The sequence below is a fragment of the Salinispora oceanensis genome (assembly GCF_000383575.1).
Lineage (GTDB): Bacteria > Actinomycetota > Actinomycetes > Mycobacteriales > Micromonosporaceae > Micromonospora > Micromonospora oceanensis.
Map to the genome: position 1 here is coordinate 199146 of NZ_KB911579.1, position 18661 is coordinate 217806.

The following is an 18661-nucleotide window of genomic DNA, read 5'->3' on the forward strand; positions in this document are numbered from 1 at the left end:
ACTTGTGCACACCCGCCCCCGGTCGGGTCTGCTAACCCGAACCAGGTCAGCCCGGGACGCCCGCCGGAATCGGATGAACCGGCTGGGTCAGAGCGCCGCCGCCGGGCTCGGCTAGCGCCAGGCTCCAGCGCCGCCGGCTCAGGGCGCCGGCTCGGTCACAAAATCGATCAACCGCTCCATGGAGTTGATCAACGGCGTCTCGACATCGGCGAAAGAGTTCACCCGGGACAGGATCCGCCGCCACAGCCCGGCGGGCTCGGCCACCCCGAGCGCCGCGCAGACCCCCTCCTTCCAGGGCTGCCCGGGCGGCACCACCGGCCAGGCCGAGATGTTCAGTACGGCCGGCCGTACCGCCTGCCACACGTCCACGTAGGGATGCCCGGTCACCAGCACATGCGGCGAGCTCACCCGGGCCACCACCCGACTCTCCTTGGAACCGGGGACGAGGTGATCAACAAGTACGCCGAGCCGCCGGCCCGGGCCGGGGGCGAAGTCGCGTACCCGGGCATCGAGATCGTCGATCCCGTCCAGCGGCTCCACCACCACCCCCTCGACGCGCAGGTCGTCGCCCCAGATCCGCTCCACCAGGGCGGCGTCGTGCACCCCCTCCACCCAGATCCGGCTCGCCTTCGCCACCTGGGCGGGGACGTTGTCGACGGCGATCGACCCGGAGGCGGTCCGTCGCCGAGCCGCCGGCACCGTTGGACGGGAGGGGCGACGCAGCGTCACCGGCTCCCCATCAAGCAGGAACGCCGCCGGTAGCAGGGGAAAGGTACGCCGCCGTCGGTGCCGGTCCTCGAGCAGCACCGCGCCGGCCTCAAACCCGACCACCGCGCCGCAGAACCCCGAGTCGGCGTCCTCGACCACCAGGTCGAGCTCCGCGGCCACCTCCGGGGTGACCCGGCGCCGCCGCCAGTCCCCCGCCAACACGTCATGGTCGTAACGCCCTGCCATGCTGATCAAGCTAGCCCCAGCGGGCCCCCGCCGCCGACCCGGCACGCCGGTCGGGGTGCGGGACGGCTGGGGCGGCAGCCGAGACAGAGGTGGGCGGGAGGACGTACCCTTTCGGCATGTCCACCCCCGCAGCGGGCGCGGTCACGGTCGCGCCACGCCGGTCCAGCCGGTTCGTTGCCTGGGTGCGCGCGTGGCGTGCCGGGCTGGTGCCGTTCGACGAGGTCGCCGACGCCATCGCCGGCGACGAGGAGCACCTGGTCGCCGACGCACCCGGGACCTGGACCGATGTCGCCCTGCCCGAGGCGCTGCCCACGCTCGCCAAGCTCTCGCCCGACGTGATCCGCTTGGTGCTGCCCGCGCCCGGCGACCCGCGCGGGCTGCCTGGCCCGGGCGACTTCGCCGGTGCCGCTCTACTCGCGGGCGAGGGGGTGGTCGCGGGTTCGCTCGGCCTGGTCCCACAGCTGCGCACGCACACCTCCGGCTCCGGGGATGTCTTCGAGACCGTGCTGTGGCGGGTCTACCCGCTGCCGGCCGACGCGCCGGCCGCATCGCTCCACCTCCCCGGCGCGGCGGAGGCAGAGGCGGAGCTCGCCGCCGCCCTCGCCGAGACCACTGCCACGCTGACCCGACTCGACGTGGCCCAGTGGCGGCCGGAGCTGGCCGGGGCGTTGGAGGCGCTGCGCCGCCCCGACGGCACCACTGACCTGCCGCCCGGCTTCGACCCCCGCGCCCGCCGGCTCTTCGCCCGGGCCGCCGTGCTGGATCGGGTACTCGCCCTGGCGGGGCAGGCCGCCCCGGGGGGCGCGGTCAACAACTACGAGGCCCAGCAACGCGACGCGGCGCTGCGCCCGTTGACCAGCGCCTGTCGCCAGGCGCTGGCCGCCGCCTGCAACGCCCCGCTACGCCCATAGCGGGGCGGGTAGCCAGCCCCGGGGCCGCGGCACCGGCCGACCGCCACCGCGGCGGCCGGGGCTCAGATCTCGTCGATCAGGTCGGCCACCGAGGCCACGATCCGCGACGGCCGGTACGGGTAGCGCTCGGCCTCCGTCCGGCTGCTGATGCCGGTGAGCACCAGGATCGTCTCCAACCCCGCCTCCAGCCCGCAGAGGATGTCGGTGTCCATCCGGTCGCCGATCATCGCCGTTGACTCGGAGTGCGCGTCGATGGTGTTCAACGCCGACCGCATCATCATCGGATTCGGCTTCCCGACGAAGTACGGCTCCACGCCCGTCGCCTTCGACACCATCGCGGCGACCGAACCGGCGGCAGGCAGCGCGCCCTCCATCGACGGCCCGGTCACGTCGGGGTTCGTACAGATGAACCGGGCCCCGTCGTTGATCAGCCGGATCGCCTTGGTGATCGCCTCGAAGCTGTAGGTACGGGTCTCTCCCAGCACCACATAGTCGGGCGCGAAGTCACTGAGCACGTAGCCGACCGCGTGCAGCGCCGTGGTCAGCCCCGCTTCGCCGATCACGTACGCGGTGCCGCCCGGCCGCTGATCGGCCAGGAACTGCGCGGTGGCCAACGCGGACGACCAGATCGCGGACTCCGGCACGTCCAGCCCCATCCGAACCAACCGGGCCTGTAGATCGCGCGGCGTGTAGATGGAGTTGTTGGTCAACACCAGGAACGGCCTACCGGAGGAGCGCAGCCGGGCGATGAACTCCGGCGCGCCGGGCACCGGCTGGCCCTCGTGCACCAGCACCCCGTCCATGTCGGTGAGCCAGCTCTGGACGGGCTTACGATCATTCATCTCTCGGATCCCTGGTGTCGGGCCGCCGAAGCGGTCAGGAGGGGCGGCGGGCCGGAACGCAGCAGGCTGTCGGGCAGGTGTCCCACATCGGCAGGTCACCGAGGCGCCGGCGCAACGTCGCGCCAGCCGGATCGGCCCGTTCCCGGACCAGTTCGCGCACCATCGCCACGAACCGGGGATCGGTGCCCGGCGTGGCGGCGCGAACAAAGTCCAGACCGAGCTGCTTGGCGGTCTCCCGGGCTTCGGTGTCCAGATCCCACACCACCTCAAGGTGGTCGGAGACGAACCCGATCGGGCTGACCACCACCGCGGTGACGCCCTGCCCGGGCAACTCCGCCAGGTGGTCGTTGACGTCCGGCTCCAGCCAGGGTACCTGTGGGGGCCCGGAACGACTCTGCCATACCAGGTCGTAGGCGAGGTCGGGGGCCGCGGCGGCGTGCACCAGCCGGGCGGTCTCCGCCAACTGCGCCTCGTACCGGCCACCGTGCGGGCCGGCGGCTGCCGCCGCGGAGGTGGGAATCGAGTGGGCGGTGAAGAGGATCCGGGTGCTGTCCCGTCGCGCCGGGTCCAACTGGGCCAACGCCGTCCGCACCGCATCGACGTGCGGCTCGACGAACCCGGGGTGGTCCCAGAACTGGCGCAGTTTCTCGATCACCGGGGCGTCCGGGCCGACCGCCGCCCGGGCCGCGGCGATGTCCTCCTGGTACTGCCGGCAGGAGGAGTATCCGCCGAGGGCACTGGTCACGAACGCCAGGGCCCGCTCGACCCCGTCGTCGCGCATCCGCGCCACGGTGTCGGCGAGCATCGGGTCCCAGTTCCGGTTACCCCAGTAGACCGGCAGGTCAACACCGTTGGCGGCGAAGTCGTCCCGAATCGCGGCAAGCAGCTCCCGGCACTGCTGGTTGATCGGCGACACCCCGCCGAAGTGCTGGTAATGCTCGGCGACCTCGGCCAACCGTTCCGGCGGCACACCCCGGCCCCGGGTCACGTTCTGCAGGAACGGCATCACGTCCTCGGGCCGCTCGGGCCCGCCGAAAGAAACCAGCACCACCGCGTCGTACGCCATGGCCCCATTCTTCCCCGCAGCCTCGGTGACCTTACGACGGCCCCGGGCCACCTGGTGACCTGGCGACGGCCCCGGCCGGGGCCGTCGGCCGGATCAGGCGCCGATGGCGTGGTAGCCGCCATCGACATGGACGATCTCGCCGGTGGTCGCCGGGAACCAGTCGGAGAGCAGCGCCAGACAGGCTCGGGCGGCCGGCTCGGAGTCGGTGAGGTTCCACCCCAACGGTGCCCGCGCCGACCAGGCATCCTCGAACTGCTCGAAGCCCGGGATCGACTTCGCGGCGACGGTACGCAGCGGCCCGGCCGCGACCAGGTTGCTGCGGATGCCCTTCGGGCCCAGGTGCAGGGCCAGGTAGCGGCTGGCGGACTCCAGGCCGGCTTTGGCGACGCCCATCCAGTCGTACACCGGCCACGCCTTGGTGGCGTCGAAGGTGAGCCCGACCACCGAGCCTCCGGGCGCCATCAGCGGCAGCGCCGCGGTGGCGAGGGCCTGGTACGAGTAGGTCGAGACGTGCACGGCCGTCGCGACGTCCTCCCAGGGCGCGTCGAGGAAGCCACCGCCGAGGCAGCTCTGCGGGGCGAAGCCGATGGAGTGGACGATCCCGTCGAGGCCGTCGACGTGCTCCCGGACCCGGTCGCCGAGCCCGGCGAGGTGCTCGCGGTTGGTCACGTCCAGTTCGATTACCGGAGCTGGCTCGGGGAGCCGCTTGGCGATCCGCTCGACCAGGGAGAGCCGACCGTAGCCGGTGAGCACCACCTGCGCGCCGTTCTCCTGGGCGAGGCGTGCCACCGAGAAGGCGATCGAGGCGTCGGTGATGACGCCGGTGACCAGCAGCCGTTTACCGGCGAGCAATCCTGACATGTCGATGTCTCCTCTCAGTGCCCCATGCCGAGGCCACCGTCGACCGGGATGACCGCACCGCTGATGTAGCCGGCGGAGTCCCCCGCCAGCCAGGTGACGGCGCTGGCCACCTCGTCCGTGGCGGCGAAGCGGCCCGCCGGGATGGCCTTGCGGTATTCGGTCTTGCGGTCCTCGGGTAGCGCGGCGGTCATATCGGTCTCGACGTAGCCGGGCGCCACCACGTTCGCGGTGATGTTGCGACTTCCCAGCTCCCGCGTGATGGAGCGGGCGACGCCGACCAGGCCGGCCTTGCTGGCGGCGTAGTTGACCTGCCCCGGGCTGCCGTAGAGCCCGACCACCGAGGAGATGAAGATCATTCGACCCCACCGGGCCCGGAGCATCTTGGTCGAGGCGCGCTTGGCGCAGCGGAACGCGCCGGTCAGGTTGGTGTCCAGCACCCCGGTGAACTGGTCTTCGGACATGCGCAGCAGCAGCGTGTCGTCGGTGATGCCGGCGTTGGCCACCAGCACCTCGACCGGGCCGAGCTCCGCCTCGATGGCGGTGAACGCCGCGTCCACCGAGTCAGAATCCGTCACGTCGCAGCGGACGCCGAAGAGACGGCCACCTTCGGTCCCCGAGTCGGCCGCGTCGGCGCCGGGCGCCGCCCCACTCCGGTAGGTCACCGCCACCCGGTCGCCCTGCTTGACGAAGGCCTGAGCGATCGCCAGACCGATACCGCGGTTGCCCCCGGTCACCAGCACGGTACGGGCCACGATTCCCCCTCAGCTCAGAAGATCTCCACGTCGGGTCGGAGCCTAGGGGTTACCGGCAGGTAAGCGCTAACGCGCCACGGCGGTGACCGTCACCGACAAGGCGAAATCCACCGCAACCACCCGGCGACGGTCACCCCCACCCCGGCCCGCTTCGAGATCCCACCGACCAAGGTGTACGATGGCGCCGTTTTGCGAGCCCGCCTTACGACTCGCATCCCTGGGCCCCGCCGACCGCAGGAGGTGATCGCTGTGCGAGATAGCGATCCTCCGAGTCGTGGCCGGGCCGACCGGCAGCCCCGCTAAGTTCCGTTAGCACGGCTGACCAGACCCGCTCCCTCGCGCCACCGGATGCCGGCCCACACCGGACCGATCACGGGGTGACGATCGGAGCTGCCGGCCACGACTTTGTGTGCGCGTTCTGACCACCCTCCCGCGGGCCCCGACGCCCGCGCCCAGTCGCCACCGGAGCCACTTCCCATGAGCCGTTACGTCGCCCCCCTGGGCTTCACCCTGGCCGCGGTCTGGGTGGCCGTCCTCTTCGTCCTGGCCGGTGGCGGTCACTGACCGCCACCGAATCCCAGCTCGGCCCGTTCCGCCGGCAGCGGCGGCGTCAGACGATCCGAGACGACCACAACAGACTGGTTGCCCCGGCGCAGAGCGCCAGCAGCAGCGCCACCCCGGCGTACCACTGGGTGACCTCGCGCGGCTCGGTCCGGAACCCGATCGACGATCCCATGTCCTGGTACACCTGCTTCAGCTCGCTCACCGAGGCCGCCTCGTAGAAGTACCCGTCGGTCGTCGCCGCCAGATCCGCCAGGGCGAGTCGGTCCACCGGCACCCGTTGGCGTTGGCCGCCGATGTCGACCTGACCGCCGTCGGTCCCGAAGGCGATCGTGGAGACCGCCACGTTCGCGGCCTGCGCCGCCGCGGCGGCCTCCTCCACCGACCGACCCGACGTGCGATAGCCGTCGGAGAGCAACACGATCCGGGCCGGCGGAATCCCCGCCGCGCCGTCGGCCGGCACCGACCGGATCGCCTCGAGGCAGGTGAAGACCGCCTCCCCGGTCGCCGTCGACTCGGCCAGCGCCAAGCCGTTGATGGCGGTGACCACGGCCTGCCGGTCCTTGGTCGGCGGCACCAGCACATTGGCTGCCTTCGCGAACGAGACCAGCCCGAGGTTGTAGCTGGCCGGCAGCTCGGCGACGAACTGCTGCGCCGCCTCCTGGGCCGCCGCCAGCCGGTTCGGGGCCACATCGTCGGCCTGCATGGAGAGGGAGACGTCGACAGCGAGCATGACGGTAGCCCGTTCCAGGGGCTGCCGAGTGTCGATCGACGGCCGGGCCAGCGCCGTGGCGAGCACCAGCAGACAGAGGAGGAACGCGGTCGCCGGTACGTGCCGACGCCACCCGACGCCCTTCGGCGCGATCGTACGCAGTAGCTCCACGTTCCCGAACTGCAGCGCGTACGCCCGGCGGTGCAGCTGCCGCCACACGTACAGCCCGGCGAGGGCGAGGACCGGCAGCACGGCCAGGAGCCACCACGGTTGCAGAAAGCGAATCATCGTGTCGTCCCCCGGGTGCGGGTGTGCCGCTGCGCGGCGACGAAGCGCACCATGTCCAGCAGCCAGTCTCGGTCAGTGCGCAGTCTCAGGTGGGCGGCGCCCCCGGCACGTAGCGCCGCGGCGATCTCCGCCCGCTGGGCGGCAGCCGCCTCGGCGTAGCGGCGGCGCAGCCGCGGATCGCCGGTCCGTACCTCGTGCAGTTCGCCGGTCTCCGGGTCAACCACCGGCAGTACGCCCACGTCGGGCAGCTCCAGCTCCCGCGGATCGAGTACCTCGATGGCCAGCACGTCATGGCGTACTCGCAGCTTGCGCAGCGGCCGGGCCCACTGGGCCGGTGGCGCCAGGAAGTCGGAGACGACGACCGCCACCCCGCGCCGCCGCGGCGGCCGGTTCAACCGGTCGACCAGGGCGCCGAGGTCGCCCCGGCCGGGCCGGATCTCGGTGCCGGCGACGGCCCGGACCAGGGCCTGCACCTCCCGGCGACCCGAGCGAGCGGGCAGCCGGGTGAACCGGCCGGGCCCGGACCCCGGTGCACCCCGACCGGCGGCGGCCGGCTCGCTCCCGGTGCCGATCACCGCGCCGACCCGGTTGCCACCCCGGCTGGTCAGGTGAGCCAGTGCCGCGGCGGCGGCCACCGCCACGTCCCGCTTGAGCCAGCGGCCGGTACCGAAGTCGAGGCTGGCCGAGAGGTCCACCGCAAGCCACGTCTCCAGCTCCCGGTCGGCCACCGTGCGCCGCACGTGCGGCATCGTGGTGCGCGCCGTGACCGGCCAGTCCATTCGCCGCACGTCGTCGCCCGGGCGGTATTCGCGGGAGTCCCCCGCCTCACTGCCGGGACCGGGTAGCAGTCCGACGTAGTCGCCCTGGAGCAGACCGTCAAGCTTGCGGGTGACGAGCAGGTGCAGCCGGGACAGGGTGGCCTCGGTGCGCTTACGGACGGTGGGGTCGACGGGATCATGGCCGGCGGCGTCGGTTGACCGACGGGCGGGTGGGGTCACGGCTGCTGCCCAGGCCACCCGGGGCCGGGGGGCACAGCGGCCGGGGTGGCCTGCTGGCGCGGTGCCACCGCGGGCAGTGGGATCGTCGCCAGCACCCGGCCGACGATGTGGTCGGCCGGCACCTCGTCGGCGAGCGCGTCGTAGCTCAACACCAGCCGGTGCCGCAGGATGTCGGGCGCGATGTCCTGGATGTCCTGGGGTAGCGCGTAGTCCCGGCCGCGTAGCAGCGCCAGGGCTCGGGTGGCGCGGACCAGGCCGAGCGAGGCCCGCGGGCTCGCCCCGTACTGGATGTGCTGGGCGACGTCGGGCATGCCGTGCTCGGCGGGACTCCGGGTCGCCAGCACCAGCCGGACCGCGTAGTCAACCAGGGCATTGTGCACGAAGACCTGGTCCGCCTTGCGTTGTAACGCGACCAGGTCGGCGGTGGTGAACACCGGGTCGGGTTCCGGCGGTGCCACGCCCATCCGGTACACGATCTCCCGCTCCTCGGCGGCTGTCGGGTAGCCGACGACGATCTTCATGAGGAAGCGGTCCCGCTGCGCCTCCGGGAGCGGGTAGACACCCTCCTGCTCGATCGGGTTCTGGGTGGCCATCACGAGGAACGGGTCCGGTACCCGGTGCGTCTCGCCACCGATCGAGACCTGCCGCTCACTCATCACTTCCAGGAGCGCCGACTGCACCTTGGCGGGTGCCCGGTTGATCTCGTCGGCGAGCAGAAAGTTGACGAACACCGGCCCCAGTTCGACATCGAACTTCTCACTCGACTGTCGGTAGATCCGGGTGCCCATGATGTCGGCCGGCACCAGGTCGGGCGTGAACTGCACCCGGCCGAACGACCCGCCGACCACCGTGGCGAGGGTGTCCACGGCGAGCGTCTTCGCCACCCCCGGAACCCCCTCTAGCAGGCAGTGCCCCCGCGCGAGCAGCGCGACGACCATCCGCTCGACCATCCGGTCCTGCCCGACGATCACCCGCTTGACCTCGAACAGCGCCCGTTCCAGCAAGGTGGCGTCCGCGGCCGGAGTGCTCTGCGGAGACGGCGGGGGGGTCGACCCGTCGGAGGTCCTGGCATCGGGCGTGCTCGGCTGGGCCACCGGTCCTCCACAGCATGATCGGTACTCGGGCGTGGTGCGGTACAAGACTGACATGATCGGTGGCGGTGCGCGGCGGCGCGAGCCCCCGTTTCCCGCCCCGCGGGCCGATCCACCGAAATCGCCCGTCAGCGGGGTGGACAGCGATCGGTACGGAACGTGTACGATTCATCCCGTCGCCGGGCGGCTCCCCCCGTGGTCGCCCGGCGCTCAAACTCTCCCTCGGCCACCCTTAGACTTGCCGGGATGGATACCCCCGCAAACCCCGCCCTGGTCTGTTCAGCCCGTGGCTGCACGGCCCCCGCCCAGTGGGCGCTGCGGTGGAACAATCCCCGCCTACACGACGCGGCGCGACGTAAGACCTGGCTCGCCTGTCCCGAGCACCGGGTGACGCTCGGCGACTTCCTCGGCGCCCGGGGCTTCCTCCGCGAGGTTGTTCCGACGGAAGAATCGCCTACTCTCGACTCGTGAACGCGCACAACGGAACCACACGGTGACCGGCGACGACCAGGCCGGGCTCCCGCCCGCCGCCCCGCCCCCGACCGGTCCACACCCCGGTCCGCTGGAGCCCTGGCCGGAGACTGTCCGCTGGCGGTCCGTCTCCACCGACCTGATCTGGGTGGAGCTGCTGCGGCTGGCTGTGCTGATCGTCATCGTGCTGGCCGGGCTGGCAGTGGGGTGGGCAGTCAGCGGCCTGGGTGCGTTCGGCGTGGCCCTCGCCGGGGTGCTCCTGCTGACCGCGCTACGGACGATCACCATCGTGCGGGCCGTACGCGCGTGGGGGTACGCCGAACGCGAGGATGACCTTCTGGTCCGACACGGGTTGCTGGTGCGCCGGCTCTCCATCGTCCCGTACTCGCGGATGCAGTTCGTTGATGTCAGCGCCGGCCCGCTGGAGCGGGCCTTCAGCCTGGCTACCGTTCAACTACACACGGCGGCGGCGGCCACCGACGCTCGAGTGCCGGGGCTACGCCCGGCCGAGGCGTCCCGACTCCGCGACCGCCTCACCGCGCTCGGCCGCGACCGGGCGGAGGGCTTGTGAGCGAGCCGGCCGCGCGAGACCCAGAAGAGACCCGGCCGCCCGACCCACAGCCACAGCCCGGCGGATATCCGCCCACCCCGCCACCGCACCCCGGCTGGTACCCACCCGCCGGCATGCCCCCGCCGCACCCCGGCGGATATCCGCCCACCCCGCCACCGCACCCCGGCTGGTACCCACCGGCCGGCATGCCCACCCCACCGGTGCCCCCGAACGGCGCCGAACGGCGGCAGCGGCTACACCCGCTCTCCCCCGCGCTGCACGGTGCCAAGTCACTGGTCGTGGTCATCGCTGGGCTCTCCTGGTCCACGTTGTCCCGGGTCGGCGTGGGTTGGTTCGCCGTGATGGCGGTGGTGCTGGCACTCGGTGCGACCGTGCTCGCGGTGGTCAGCTGGTACAACACCGGCTATCACATCGTGGACCGCGAGCTCCGGGTGTACGAGGGCCTGCTCTGGCGACGCATCCGGGCGATCCCGCTGGAGCGGCTCCAGGCCGTGGAGGTGGTCCGACCGCTACTCGCCCAGCTCACCGGGTTGGCGGAGCTACGCCTCGAAGTGGTCGGTGGCGGCAAGACCGAGGCGCCGCTGGCCTATCTGAGCGTGGCGGACGCCGCCGCCCTGCGACAGCGGCTGCTCGCCCTGGCTGGTCCACAACCGAAGGCCACCGCACCGGCACCGGACGCGCCGTTGGTCCGGCCGGAGTCGGCTCCGCCCGGCCAACCGCTACACGCCGTCCGGAACCAGGACCTGTTACTAAGCCAGCTGCTCACCCCACAGGCCTTCATGATCCCGTTCGGGGTGGCCTTCGTCGCGACGCAGTTCCTCTCCGGGGACTCCTGGTCGTTCGTCGCGGTGGCGAGCACGTTGACCGCGATGGCCGGGGTGCTGCTCCAGCCCATCCGCCGCGTGCTCGACGACTGGAATTTCCAGCTGGCTCGCGCTGCCGACACCCTGCGGATCCGCAACGGTCTGCTGGAGACGCGAGCGCAGACCGTGCCACTGCACCGGGTGCAGACGGTCGGTGCCACCTGGCCGCTGTTGTGGCGGGCGAAGGGCTGGCTGCGGCTGCGGCTGGAGGTGGCCGGCTACTCGACGGGGGAAGCTGACGGGCGCAACCGACCAGACCAGCTTCTCCCGGTCGGCAGGCAAACAGTGGCCGAGGCGATCCTCGCCGAGGTGCTGCCCGGAGTACGCCTTGACGAGCTGCCGCTGACCGCACCGCCGTCCCGGGCCCGCTGGCTGAACCCGCTGAGTCAGCCGGTACTCGGTGCTGGGTTGCACGAGCGGGTGTTCGCGGTCCGCTCCGGCCTGCTCACCCGCCAGATCGTCGTCGTGCCGTACGCGAGGATCCAGAGCGTACGAGTGGTGCAGGGGCCGGTGCAGCGGCGGCTGGGGCTGGCGACGGTGCACGCGGACACCGCCGGCGGCGCCGGGGCCGCCGCCCCCGACCGAGCAGTCGCCGAGGCGTGGGCCCTGGCCGCCGAGCTGACCGTACGCGCGCACCAGGCACGCCGTGCCAGCCGACCGCGGTAGCGAGCAGCTGATCCAGGTAGCGACGCTCGGCGCCGATCAGCGACCCGGCCGCAGCGGCAACCGCCACCAACGCAGTGGGAGAGGTTGGCGTAGCGGCGGAGGCAGGAGGCCCTGGGCGGTTCGGCTCAAGCGTGACCGGCGCCCCATCCGACGCATAGGCTGGTGACCATGCAGGAGCCCTTCTCCCCGGGCTCGACCGCCCGGGTGGAGCTGATCGTCACCGATGCCGACACCGCCCAGGCCATTGGCTCGGGCGACGTGCCGGTCCTGGGCACGCCGCGAATTCTTGCCCTGGCCGAGGCGGCGACGGTCGCGGCGATCGCCCGCCAGCTCCCCGGTGGCACCACAACCGTGGGCGTCCGAATCGAGCTGGACCACCGCGCTGCCACCCCGGTCGGCCGGACCGTGGTGGCGCTGGCCCGGCTGACGGAGGTCCAGGACCGGCGGCTGCTCTTTGCGATCTCCGTCACCGAGGGCGGCGCCACCATTGCCGAGGGGCGGGTGGAACGACTCCTGGTTGACCGAGAGCGCTTCCTCGAGCGGGCCGGGCGGTCGTCATGACCCTCCGCTTCGTTGAAGTCGCCGACCGGGTGCACGTACTACGCGAGCCGCTGTTACAGGTCAACGTGACCCTGCTCGTCGGCGACGGCGCGGCCCTGCTCGTGGACACCCTCTCCACGGCCGGCCAGGCAGCGGAGTTGGCCCGGGCGGCGCGGGCCGTCACCCCACACCCGTGGGTACTGGTGAACACGCACCACCACTTCGACCACTGTTTCGGCAACGCCACTCTGGCCGGCGATCCACCCAGCCCGGTCTACGCGCACCCGCTCGCCGCCGCCGCCCTAAGCGACCCGGACCGGCTGCGCCGGGAAGCATCTGCGGAGATGCGCGACGAGCAGCCCTACCTCGCCGACGAGTTGCTCGACGCCGACGTACTGGCACCGACGCACCTGGTGGACCAGCGGGAGGTGCTCGACGTGGGTGGCCGCCAGGTCATCCTGCGGCACCTGGGGCGGGCGCACACCGCCGCGGACCTGGTGGTGCACGTACCCGACGTGGAGGTGCTCGTCGCCGGTGACCTCGTGGAACAGAGCGGCCCGCCGGCGTTCGAGGATTCGTACCCGTTGCGGTGGCCGGAGGCGGTCGCCGAGCTGCTGCGGATGACGACCCCGACCACAGTGGTGGTGCCGGGCCACGGCGATCTGGTTGACCAGGAGTTCGTACACGTCCAGCACGGTCTGCTCAGCGACCTGGCCTGGCAGATCCGGGCTGGCCATGCCGGTGGGACGCCAGCGGAGCGGGTGGCCGCGGAGGCACCCTTCGGTGCCCGTCCCGCGCTGATCGCCACCCGGCGCGGCTACGCCGAACTCAACGGCGAGCTATGACCGAAGGTTAATCCGAAGGGTCCAGCAGGTCTGCCAGGCAGGTCAGGTACGGAGTGGCCGCCACGACCGCCGCGCGCGCCTCGGGAGACAGCCGGGACACCGCGGTGCCGAGCAGTGCGGCGCGCTGCTGCTCGTGTTCTGCGATCCGAGCACGGGCGGCGTCGGTGAGGCGCAGCCGGGCGGTACGGCGGTCGGCCCTACCGCACTCGCGGTGCAGCAGTCCAGCGGCCACCAGGTCCCGGACGAGGGTGCTCACCGTGTTGGGTGCCGCGTGCAGGCGGCACGCGGCGTCCTTCACACTGACATCCGGATGGGCCCGGACCAGCAGGAGCAGCTCGACCTGCGCCTCCGGCAACGGGAGGCAGTTGGCGTCGCGGGCGGCCACGCGCCGCAGCCGGCGGTGCAGCTCGCCCACGACGGCACCCAGCGCCGCTGTCGAAGCGGGGTCGAGGCCCGGCACCGGCCGCGCCGTCACGTCCTCGGTCGCCACTGTGTCGCCCACCTCACGTAAAAAGACTCTGGATACAGAGCTAAGGTTAGCCGGTTGATCGGCGAATCCCAGGGGACCTCAGTGACGCAGAACGCACAATTGACCGCACCCGCCGCGACGGCTCCCGCCGGCCAGCCGCAGCCAGCGGGGGTCGGTGGTGGGCTCGGTCTGCTGCTCCTCCTCGGGGCGATCACCGCGATCGGCCCACTCTCCCTGGACATGTACCTGCCGGCGCTCCCCACCATGGCCCGCGACCTGGACGCGAGCCAGGCCCAGATCCAGCTCTCCCTCACCACCTGCCTGGTTGGGCTCGCCCTCGGACAGTTCGTCACCGGCCCACTCAGCGACCGCTGGGGCCGGCGCCGCCCGGTGCTGATCGGCCTCGCGGCGTACACCCTGCTCGCCCTGGCCTGCGCCGCGGCACCCAGCGCATCGACGTTCACCGTCTTGCGGTTCGCCCAGGGCTTCGCCGGCGGCATGGCCGCCGTGGTGACCCGTGCCATCGTTCGCGACCTCTACTCAGGTCGGGCGGCAGCGAAGTACTTCTCCCGGCTCACCCTGGTCTTCGGTCTCGCCCCGATCGCGGCGCCGACCGTCGGCAGCCTGGTGCTGCGCTTCGGATCGTGGCGAACCCTCTTCGTCCTCCTCGCTGTCATCGGCGCCCTGCTCACCGCGGTGGTGGCGGCCCGGCTACCCGAGACCCTGCCCGCGCACCGGCGCAGCCGCGACGGTCTCGGCGGCACCGTCCGGTCGCTTCGCGAACTCCTGACCGACCGGGTCTACCTGGGGTACACGCTGACCCAGGGGCTCGCCTTCGCCGGGCTGTTCGCGTACATCTCCGGTTCGTCGTTCGTCTTCCAGGACGTGTTCCACCTCTCGGCGAGCACATTCGGTCTGCTGTTCGGCCTCAACGCGTTGGCCTTCGTGGCGGTCGGGCAGGCCAACGTCCGCCTGCTGGACCGGTTCTCGCCCCGCACCCTGTTGGTCAGCACCCTCGGGGTGAGTGCGGTGGCGGCCGCGGCCGTGCTGGCCGGCGCGATCGCCACCAGCCAGCTACTCCTCACCGGCGCGTTGCTGATCTTCATCGCGTCACTGGGCATGGTGATGCCGAACGGCACGACCCTCGCCCTCGACCGACACGCGCACCACGCCGGGACCGCGGCGGCGCTGATGGGCGCCCTCCAGTCGGTGATCGGATCGCTCGCCGCGCCCCTGGTCGGGTTGGGCGGGGAAGGCAGCGCGGTGCCGATGGCAGCGGTGCTCGCGGCCTCAGCCGCACTGTCACTCACCGCCGTTGTCACCCTGGCCCGCCCGCGCCCCTGATCGAGCACTCGCGGCCGCGAGGTTCGCACCCCCGCTCCCGCGAACTGCGCCAACTGAAAAGGACATTGGCTGTCGACTATTGCGATCGAGTACTGCACCGTGTTGCGATAACGGCGCCGGACGACGCAGGGCTTTCCGTCGCCGGCTCGGGCTCCACGCGAGGGCATCGGTCCGAAGACGGACCACAGGTTCGCGTGCCCGTCACCCCGCGCACGCCGCCTACACCGTGACCGCTCGTCGCCGCGGGCCGGCCGGGTGCCGCCCCGCGCCCGTCACCCGCGCGGGGTGGTAGGCGCCCCGCGAGTCAGGAGCTCCCGTGTCCTCCTATCGAACCCGAACCGTCGCGCTCCTCGCCGCGGCCATGACGCTCCTCGCCGCCGTCGTGGTGCTCACCACCAGGTCCGAGCCGGCGGCGGCACACGGCGCCGCCATGGCCCCCGGCAGCCGTACCTTCCTGTGCTGGCGGGACGGGCTGAGCCCCACCGGTGAGATCCAACCGCACAACCCCGCCTGCTCGGCGGCGGTGGACCAGAGTGGGGCCAACTCGCTCTACAACTGGTTCAGCGTGCTGCGCTCCGACGCCGCCGGTCGTACCGTCGGATTCATTCCCGACGGCCAGCTGTGCAGCGGAGGAAACTCCGGCTTCCTGGGCTACGACCTGGCCCGCAACGACTGGCCACTGACGCACCTGACCGCTGGCCAGAGCATGGAGTTCCGCTACAGCAACTGGGCACACCACCCCGGGACGTTCTACTTCTACATCACCAAGGACAGCTGGAGCCCAACCCGCCCGCTGGCCTGGAACGACCTGGAGGAGCAACCGTTCCTGACCGTCACCAACCCACCCAACCGGGGCGGTCCAGGCACCAACGACGGGCACTACTACTTCACCGGTACGCTGCCGGCTGACAAGAGCGGCCGACACCTCATCTACTCCCGCTGGGTCCGTTCGGACAGCCCGGAGAACTTCTTCGGCTGCTCGGACGTCACGTTCGACGGAGGAAACGGTGAGGTGACCGGCATCGGCCCCGGTGGAACCCTCCCGCCACCTAGCCCCACAACCGCACCACCGAGCCCGACCACACCGCCGCCGAGCGGCGACTGCATGGCGGTCTACAAGGTGATCAACGCGTGGCCGGACGGCTTCCAGGGGGAGGTCGAAGTCATGAACCACACCGCCGCCACCTGGAGCGGATGGACAGCGAGCTGGACCTGGCCCAGCGGTCAGTCAATAACCCAGCTCTGGAATGGCACGCACACCAACTCGGGATCGGCGGTAACGGTGACCAACGTGTCGTACAACGGCACCGTGGCCCCAGGAGGTAGGACCACGTTCGGCTTCCTCGCCAGCCTCGCCGGCTCGAACACATCACCGACCGTGACCTGCAGCGGCAGCTGAACCGCGGATCACATCCGGCGGTCAGCGGCGACGGTCGGCGCCGCCCTGCGCCGCGGCGCAGGGCGGTGCCGACATCGCTACGGCCTGACCGCTCGGATCACAAGGTCGTCCACTCGGTACAGATCGGACCGGAGTCAGCCAGGGTGCAGACCAACCGAGCCGGTCCCGGTGCGGTGCCGTCCAGCATGAAGCGTCCCAGACTGTCCGCGTCGGTGCCGACGGTCGACTCCGAACCCGGCTGCTCTACCTGCACCCGAGCCGGCTGTGGCGGCACCAACTGACCGACGATCCGGAGCCGATCACGAACGGGGATGACCTCCACCTCTATCGTGATCGATTCTGCCCGAAAGGTCAGCAGCCGCGCCTCGTCGCCGCGGACCTCGGCCACCCCGGACATGCTCTCCACCAACTGGGCAAGCTCGGAATCGGGCGAGCGCCAGCTGTAGCTGGCGACCGCGGCGGCGCGTACCGACTCCGGAACTGAATCGACCTCAGCCAACAGGCTCCCCAGCCGGACAAGCAGCTCCTTTTCTGATGTGGTTAATCGGTCGTCACTCATGCGTACGCACGCTCCCCTAGGTACGTCGCTGCGGTGCTGGTTGATTCAGCAGTGCCCGAAGCCTCGCCAAGCACCGGGCGCGAGAAGGGCCAAGACTGCCGATGGGCACCGAGAGCGCCGCAGCAGCGATCGCATAGCTGCCCACCGGCTCGAACACCAACAACCGCAGTAGCTCCTGACAGCGTATCGGCAACTGACGGTACGCACGCCACAGCTCCGCATCAGTTTCCTCGGCGACCAGCCGCTGCCAAGGCTCCGGCTGTAGCTCGTCCATGAGCTCGGAATTGGTGAACTCCGGTGACGGCACCTCCCACCGGTTGCGCAGCAGGGCAAGGGCCTCTCGACGCGCGGTGGTCGCAAGCCACGCCCCCACCGATCCAGGATCACGTAACTTGTCCAGGTTTTCCACAAGCCGTAACCAGGTCGCCTGGCTAACGTCCGCGACATCAGCATCGTCGAGTCGGAATCCCCGCGCCACCGTGTACACCAGTCGGGCGTACCGGTCTACCAGCGCTTCCCACGCCGCCTGATCACCGTTGGCAGCAGCACGCACCAGCCGACCCGCGTCGTCGTCGCTCATAGACAAGCATCGTACAGCGCTACCTGAGCGCATCAGATCAGCCCGAGGTGGCCTCCAAACCGCTGGTTGGCCGTCCTCAGGTCGGCCATCAGCTGGTTGGCAGCGGTCACCGCCCCGACCTCCGAGTCGATCCGCGCGGAGAGTTCGGCAACCACTCGTGGCGCGGCGAACGAAGTTCCGCTCCATTGTGCCCACCCTTCGGGGAAGAGCGCGTGGTCGATGTACGTGCTTCGCACGTCCGCACCCGGCGCGACGACGCTGACCCACGGTCCGGCGTTACTCCAGGAACAGAGGTTGCTGCCGTCGTGCGCAGCGACCGCCAGGACCTGTCCGCTCCACGACTCACCGGCATCGGCGAAAGCCGCTGGCCAGAACGGGTCGCTGCGGTTGCCGTCGTTACCGGCGGCAGCGACCACCACCCGGTCGACCCCGGACAGGGCCTGCTCCAACGCCGCCCGTACGCCGAGCGGTGCGGACCCGTCGGCGGTGAACCCGCCGAGGGAGAGGTTGATCACCTTGGTGTCCGGGTGTAGCCGGCCAAGTGCGGCAATCAGCTCATCCTCCGTGCAGACACCAAAAGTGTTCAATGCCCGAATCACCCGCAACGCCGCACGGTCCGTGTGGTTCGCGATGACACCACCGATGAAGTTGGCGTGCCCCACATCGCCGTCGAGCAACCCATCCTCATCGACATCGGTTTCCGTCTCGACCTCCACGCCGTCCGCGGCGAGGTAGCCGGCCGGAAGCGGGGTCTCGGTCCAGAACCCGGTGTCAACGATGGACACCGCAACACGATCGGTTTCGGCCGGCATCTTCAACGTTGCCGCGGCGACGGGCGCCGGCGGCCCGAACGGACCTCCGTGGTTGAACGGACTGGACAGGAAGACGTGGTTGGGGCTGACCACCTGGTTGCCGGTCGGGCGACCCGAGCGCAGCGCGCGGACCGCAGCCGGCACGTCCAGTCCCGGCGCCCGGTAGCGACGCAGGCCCGGCAGCAGCTCCTCGTCACCGGAGCCGGGCTGCGCGGCCCGAGCACGGCCAAGATAGCGTTCGGCATCCCGGCGGCTGTCTTCAACGACCAACAGCTCGTCGGCGACGAACCACGCCCGGGCGCTCCCGCCGACGGCGGTGTGCGCGAGCTTTGGAAGACGCTCCAGCCGCGCCCGACGGCGAGCGGCGAATCGGTTGACGCGTTCCGAGGACGGAGGCATCCATCTCTCCTTCAGTAGGGGAATCGATCACCACCACCTGCCGGGAACCGGCATGCAGGCGGTCGCACAGGAGAGAATGGTTCGCGGCTCGTTGATACAAGTCGCGC

General features: G+C 71.2%; 20 protein-coding genes. 8 read left to right on the forward strand and 12 right to left on the reverse strand.

What is annotated here, in order from left to right; all coding sequences use genetic code 11:
- Positions 1-138: 138 nt before the first annotated feature.
- Entirely contained in the window at positions 139-954 is an 816-nt protein-coding gene (locus SALPAC4_RS0100770; RefSeq protein WP_019868741.1) for a DUF3097 domain-containing protein, read from the reverse strand.
- A 116-nt stretch (positions 955-1070) separates the two neighbouring features.
- Here SALPAC4_RS0100770 and SALPAC4_RS0100775 point away from each other — a divergent pair, with 116 nt between their 5' ends.
- Positions 1071-1865 (forward strand): hypothetical protein, encoded by a 795-nt coding sequence (locus SALPAC4_RS0100775; protein ID WP_018731718.1) that lies wholly within the window; start codon positions 1071-1073, stop codon positions 1863-1865.
- Positions 1866-1927: 62 nt separating this feature from the next.
- Here SALPAC4_RS0100775 and SALPAC4_RS0100780 read toward each other — a convergent pair whose 3' ends face one another.
- The 7 genes from SALPAC4_RS0100780 to SALPAC4_RS0100815 all read right to left on the reverse strand — a co-directional run bounded on the left by SALPAC4_RS0100780 (position 1928) and on the right by SALPAC4_RS0100815 (position 9039).
- Positions 1928-2707, reverse strand: coding sequence for an HAD-IIA family hydrolase (locus tag SALPAC4_RS0100780; protein WP_018731717.1), 780 nt, complete (start codon positions 2705-2707; stop codon positions 1928-1930).
- Between the two features lie 34 nt (positions 2708-2741).
- Positions 2742-3773 carry a ferrochelatase gene (locus SALPAC4_RS0100785; protein WP_019868742.1) on the reverse strand — a complete coding sequence of 344 codons (1032 nt, stop codon included), beginning with the start codon at positions 3771-3773 and terminating at the stop codon, positions 2742-2744.
- A gap of 93 nt (positions 3774-3866) precedes the next feature.
- A complete protein-coding gene (gene fabI, locus SALPAC4_RS0100790; RefSeq protein ID WP_019868743.1) occupies positions 3867-4634 on the reverse strand; it encodes an enoyl-ACP reductase FabI in 768 nt (255 codons plus the stop codon).
- A 14-nt stretch (positions 4635-4648) separates the two neighbouring features.
- Positions 4649-5386: a 3-oxoacyl-[acyl-carrier-protein] reductase gene (gene fabG, locus SALPAC4_RS0100795; RefSeq protein ID WP_019868744.1), complete on the reverse strand. Its 738-nt coding sequence runs from the start codon at positions 5384-5386 to the stop codon at positions 4649-4651.
- A gap of 610 nt (positions 5387-5996) precedes the next feature.
- Positions 5997-6947, reverse strand: a complete 951-nt coding sequence (locus SALPAC4_RS0100805; protein ID WP_019868745.1) for a VWA domain-containing protein — start codon at positions 6945-6947, stop codon at positions 5997-5999.
- On the reverse strand, positions 6944-7963 hold the full coding sequence (locus tag SALPAC4_RS0100810; RefSeq protein ID WP_019868746.1) for a DUF58 domain-containing protein: 1020 nt from the start codon (positions 7961-7963) through the stop codon (positions 6944-6946). The genes SALPAC4_RS0100805 and SALPAC4_RS0100810 overlap by 4 nt, the downstream gene beginning before the upstream one ends.
- Positions 7942-9039, reverse strand: coding sequence for an AAA family ATPase (locus tag SALPAC4_RS0100815; RefSeq protein ID WP_019868747.1), 1098 nt, complete (start codon positions 9037-9039; stop codon positions 7942-7944). The genes SALPAC4_RS0100810 and SALPAC4_RS0100815 overlap by 22 nt, the downstream gene beginning before the upstream one ends.
- Before the next feature lie 243 nt (positions 9040-9282).
- On the opposite strand from SALPAC4_RS0100815, the gene SALPAC4_RS25930 reads away from it, so the two are divergent.
- The 5 genes from SALPAC4_RS25930 to SALPAC4_RS0100835 all read left to right on the forward strand — a co-directional run bounded on the left by SALPAC4_RS25930 (position 9283) and on the right by SALPAC4_RS0100835 (position 12992).
- Complete coding sequence (locus SALPAC4_RS25930) at positions 9283-9507, forward strand: hypothetical protein (protein ID WP_080638668.1); 225 nt, start codon at positions 9283-9285, stop codon at positions 9505-9507.
- 22 nt (positions 9508-9529) lie between these two features.
- Positions 9530-10078, forward strand: coding sequence for a PH domain-containing protein (locus SALPAC4_RS0100820; RefSeq protein ID WP_019868748.1), 549 nt, complete (start codon positions 9530-9532; stop codon positions 10076-10078).
- Positions 10075-11607, forward strand: coding sequence for a PH domain-containing protein (locus SALPAC4_RS0100825; protein WP_080640829.1), 1533 nt, complete (start codon positions 10075-10077; stop codon positions 11605-11607). The genes SALPAC4_RS0100820 and SALPAC4_RS0100825 overlap by 4 nt, the downstream gene beginning before the upstream one ends.
- Before the next feature lie 168 nt (positions 11608-11775).
- Entirely contained in the window at positions 11776-12168 is a 393-nt protein-coding gene (locus SALPAC4_RS0100830; RefSeq protein WP_027644803.1) for a thioesterase family protein, read from the forward strand.
- Positions 12165-12992: an MBL fold metallo-hydrolase gene (locus SALPAC4_RS0100835; protein ID WP_019868751.1), complete on the forward strand. Its 828-nt coding sequence runs from the start codon at positions 12165-12167 to the stop codon at positions 12990-12992. The genes SALPAC4_RS0100830 and SALPAC4_RS0100835 overlap by 4 nt, the downstream gene beginning before the upstream one ends.
- Before the next feature lie 7 nt (positions 12993-12999).
- On the opposite strand, the gene SALPAC4_RS0100840 is transcribed toward SALPAC4_RS0100835, so the two are convergent.
- The gene (locus SALPAC4_RS0100840; protein WP_027644802.1) at positions 13000-13494 is read right to left on the reverse strand and encodes a MarR family winged helix-turn-helix transcriptional regulator; all 495 of its coding nucleotides are present in this window, start codon (positions 13492-13494) and stop codon (positions 13000-13002) included.
- Between the two features lie 69 nt (positions 13495-13563).
- Here SALPAC4_RS0100840 and SALPAC4_RS0100845 point away from each other — a divergent pair, with 69 nt between their 5' ends.
- Positions 13564-14805: a multidrug effflux MFS transporter gene (locus tag SALPAC4_RS0100845; protein WP_019868753.1), complete on the forward strand. Its 1242-nt coding sequence runs from the start codon at positions 13564-13566 to the stop codon at positions 14803-14805.
- A gap of 361 nt (positions 14806-15166) precedes the next feature.
- Positions 15167-16204 (forward strand): lytic polysaccharide monooxygenase auxiliary activity family 9 protein, encoded by a 1038-nt coding sequence (locus SALPAC4_RS0100850; protein WP_019868754.1) that lies wholly within the window; start codon positions 15167-15169, stop codon positions 16202-16204.
- Between the two features lie 97 nt (positions 16205-16301).
- On the opposite strand, the gene SALPAC4_RS0100855 is transcribed toward SALPAC4_RS0100850, so the two are convergent.
- The 3 genes from SALPAC4_RS0100855 to SALPAC4_RS0100865 are packed head-to-tail and all read right to left on the reverse strand — an operon-like array spanning position 16302 to position 18554.
- The gene (locus SALPAC4_RS0100855; protein WP_019868755.1) at positions 16302-16763 is read right to left on the reverse strand and encodes a hypothetical protein; all 462 of its coding nucleotides are present in this window, start codon (positions 16761-16763) and stop codon (positions 16302-16304) included.
- 16 nt (positions 16764-16779) lie between these two features.
- Entirely contained in the window at positions 16780-17343 is a 564-nt protein-coding gene (locus SALPAC4_RS0100860) for an RNA polymerase sigma factor (RefSeq protein ID WP_018744301.1), read from the reverse strand.
- Between the two features lie 32 nt (positions 17344-17375).
- Positions 17376-18554, reverse strand: coding sequence for a S8 family peptidase (locus SALPAC4_RS0100865; RefSeq protein ID WP_019868756.1), 1179 nt, complete (start codon positions 18552-18554; stop codon positions 17376-17378).
- Positions 18555-18661 lie beyond the last annotated feature (107 nt).